This window comes from Ruegeria sp. N7 (genome assembly GCF_056531345.1).
Genome location: NZ_JBQFLR010000043.1, coordinates 1 through 2,885, shown reverse-complemented (window position 1 = coordinate 2,885; position 2,885 = coordinate 1). Strand labels below are relative to the sequence as shown.

The 2,885-nt window shown below is 56.5% G+C and carries 5 protein-coding genes and 1 pseudogene; 5 read left to right on the top strand and 1 reads right to left on the bottom strand.

The features are described from left to right. Window positions 1-159 precede the first annotated feature (159 nt). Window positions 160-525 carry a winged helix-turn-helix transcriptional regulator gene (locus ACR0ES_RS20085; protein ID WP_480871587.1) on the bottom strand — a complete coding sequence of 122 codons (366 nt, stop codon included), beginning with the start codon at window positions 523-525 and terminating at the stop codon, window positions 160-162. A gap of 124 nt (window positions 526-649) precedes the next feature. On the opposite strand from ACR0ES_RS20085, the gene gstA reads away from it, so the two are divergent. From gstA to ACR0ES_RS20060, 5 genes and pseudogenes are all read left to right on the top strand, one after another. Continuing rightward, complete coding sequence (gstA, locus tag ACR0ES_RS20080) at window positions 650-1,261, top strand: glutathione transferase GstA (RefSeq protein WP_480774586.1); 612 nt, start codon at window positions 650-652, stop codon at window positions 1,259-1,261. Continuing rightward, entirely contained in the window at window positions 1,258-1,638 is a 381-nt protein-coding gene (locus ACR0ES_RS20075) for a nuclear transport factor 2 family protein (protein ID WP_480774587.1), read from the top strand. Before gstA ends, ACR0ES_RS20075 begins: the two co-directional genes overlap by 4 nt. A 4-nt stretch (window positions 1,639-1,642) precedes the next feature. Further along, entirely contained in the window at window positions 1,643-1,864 is a 222-nt protein-coding gene (locus tag ACR0ES_RS20070; protein ID WP_480560863.1) for a tautomerase family protein, read from the top strand. Beyond that, a pseudogene (locus ACR0ES_RS20065) lies at window positions 1,861-1,935 on the top strand (hypothetical protein); the annotation flags it as partial. The gene ACR0ES_RS20070 and the pseudogene ACR0ES_RS20065, both read left to right, overlap by 4 nt. Before the next feature lie 37 nt (window positions 1,936-1,972). After that, window positions 1,973-2,845: an NAD(P)H-dependent flavin oxidoreductase gene (locus tag ACR0ES_RS20060; protein ID WP_480774588.1), complete on the top strand. Its 873-nt coding sequence runs from the start codon at window positions 1,973-1,975 to the stop codon at window positions 2,843-2,845. Window positions 2,846-2,885: the final 40 nt, after the last annotated feature.

The following is a 2,885-nucleotide window of genomic DNA, read 5'->3' as shown; positions in this document are numbered from 1 at the left end:
AGAAAGAAAGGCTCGAGACACGCCATTTGCGCGTCGATCAGCCAGAAAATCACTCATGTCACCGCTCCGTTTTCGGAGCTGTGAAGCACGCGGCACAACAAAAACCAATGAATCCTGACCCTAGATTTGCTGCAAAGCTGTCCGAGAAGACGGGACCACTTAATCTGCCCCCTGTTGACTACTTTGTCGTGCCTTCAGTCGGTGGCCGACCTGAACAATCGCGTCAAGGGCCGGGATCAATTCGGCCCCAAGCTCGGTCAGGCTGTATTCCGTCGAGGGGGGCGACGTGCGCCGGACATGGCGGACCAGCACACCTCGTGCGGCCAGTTCCGACAAACGGGCCGAAAGTACCTTGGCAGAAATCGGCGGAATATCCGAACGCAGTTCACTAAAGCGGCGTGGCCCGGCCCGCAACGACCAGATCACGTTCGGCGCCCAGGCACCTGCAATCACAGCCATGCATTCGGTCAGCATGCAGGGTTCGGGTGGCGCCGGGCTTCGGTTTTTCCGCATCTTCAGGGCCATGAGGCGTTACCAGGTTTCTGCTGGGTTACTCTATTTTTTAAGTAACCATCAGAAACCTAGTTGTCAACGGATATGCCCTTCTCCATGTCTATGGTGCCACCAGTAATCCCCAGAAAGGAATACCATGAAACTCTACTACAAACCGGGCGCATGTTCGCTTGCCAGCCACATCGTGCTGACCGAAATCGGCACTCCCTTCGAAACTGAGGCCGTTGATACCGCGGCTGACCGCACTGAATCCGGCGCGGATTTTAGATCCATCAACCCCCGAGGATATGTGCCGGTGCTTGCGCTGGACGACGGTGAACTTGTCAGGGAGGGATCCGCTATTCTTCAATATCTTGCTGATAAGTACCCGTCCTCTGATCTGGCACCATCAAACGGAACGATGGCCCGTACACGGGTTCAGGAATATCTGAGTTTTGTGGCGGCCGATCTGCACAAATCCTTCAGCCCGCTGTTCAAGGGTGATTCCACCGACACCGAAAAAACCAAGGCGCGCAGTATCGTCAAAACAAAATTCGATCAGGTCGAAAACATACTGGCCGATGGGCGGGAATACCTTGTGGACGGAAAGTTTTCGGTCGCGGACGCATATCTTTTCGTTGTCTCGAACTGGGCAAATTTTACGGAAATCGATTTGTCCGGCTGGCCAAGCCTGAAAGCCTATGTCGAGCGGGTGGCAGCACGTCCCGCAACACAAACGGCGATGCGCGCCGAAGGGCTGATCCAATGACCCCGGCCGATCACAAAGCTGTGGTCGAATTGATGGAGGCCTATTTCGAGGGCCTTCATCACGCCGACAGCAACGCCCTGAGACAGGTGTTTCACCCGAAACTGGCGTATATCTGCGCCACCGAAGGGGATGAGCTGTATCTGGATCTTGAGAGCTATATGGCCCGTGTGGATCAGCGTGAACCGCCAGCCAAGCGCGGTGACCCGCGCGATGAAGAGATATTGCAGATCTCCTTCGGCAGTCCGAGGCTGGCCCATGTCATGGCCCGTATGTCGATGATGGGGCGCGATTATCTGGATTACCTTTCCCTTGTCCGCCACGGCAATGACTGGCGGATTGTCACCAAGGTCTTCTCCTACGTTCCAAGGAAGGATTAAAACCATGCCATATGTGAATATCAAAGTAACCCGTGAAGGTGGTCCTGACGGAACCGGCCCAAGCCAGAGCGAGAAAGCAAAGCTGATCGCCGGAGTGAGCGAACTGTTGCACGAGGTGCTGGGCAAAAACCCGGCAACCACAGTCGTCGTGATTGACGAGGTCGATCTGGACAACTGGGGCATCGGTGGGCTGCCGGTTGTCGACTACCGAAAGACGGCCACGTGAAAACCCGGCTGACCGAGCGCCTGAACCTGTCCCACCCGACCATTCAGGCGCCAATGGCGTTTGTTGCGGGTGGGTCGTTGGCCTCGGCTGTGACGCAGGCGGGCGGGCTTGGGTTGGTCGGCGGGGGGTTACGGCGATCGGGACTGGATTGCGCAACAGTTCGATGCAGCCGGAACCACCCCTGTCGGGTGCGGTCTGATCACATGGAAGTTGGCAGAGCAGCCCGCTCTGCTCGATTACGTGCTGGAGCGCGGGCCAGCCGCGGTCTTTCTGTCCTTTGGTGATCCTGCACCCTTTGCCGACAGGATCAAACGGACGGGCGTTCCGCTTATCTGCCAAATCCAGACACTTCGGGACGCGCTGCGTGCCATTGCGGTTGGCGCCGATGTCATCGTGGCTCAGGGGGCCGAAGCTGGTGGCCACGGCGAGGTGCGCGGCACGATCGCGCTTGTGCCCGAAGTGGCGGATAAAATTGACGCATCGAACAGTTCGGCTGTACTTTGCGCCGCCGGTGGTATCGGCGATGGTCGCGGTCTGGCTGCGGCCCTGATGCTTGGCGCAGATGGCGTTGTGATAGGAACTCGGTTTGTTGCTGCAGATGAGGCGCTGATCCATCCACAGATTCTCAGTGACATCTTGCGCGCATCAGGGGATGAAACCGTTCGAACCTCGGTTCCCGACATCATTCGCGGTTATTCTTGGCCGGACCGATACTCAATCCGGGTACGTCGAAATAATTTTGTCAGTAAATGGCATGGTCGAGAAGCCGCGCTAGACGCCGGCTTGGATGTTCAAAGACGACTTTGGAACGATGCTCAGAATTCCGGAAATCCGTCAATCGTTCCCGGTATTGTCGGCGAAGGTGTGGGTATCATAAGAACCTCGAAACCTGCAGAACAGATCATTGACGAGATCATGCGCGATGCGATCAACCTTATCAAAGGTGAAGGCGGCAGACATTTGTTTCGGCATAAGGCTTGATTGTCAATCGGTCAAAAACGCGATTAGGTGGGATTTAACG

Excerpts from the sequence above, each read along its gene's own strand:
- ACR0ES_RS20070 (WP_480560863.1), top strand. The coding sequence starts at position 1,643 with ATGCCATATGTGAATATCAAAGTAACCCGTGAAGGTGGTCCTGACGGA.
- gstA (WP_480774586.1), top strand. The coding sequence starts at position 650 with ATGAAACTCTACTACAAACCGGGCGCATGTTCGCTTGCCAGCCACATC.
- ACR0ES_RS20085 (WP_480871587.1), bottom strand. The coding sequence starts at position 525 with ATGGCCCTGAAGATGCGGAAAAACCGAAGCCCGGCGCCACCCGAACCC.
- ACR0ES_RS20075 (WP_480774587.1), top strand. The coding sequence starts at position 1,258 with ATGACCCCGGCCGATCACAAAGCTGTGGTCGAATTGATGGAGGCCTAT.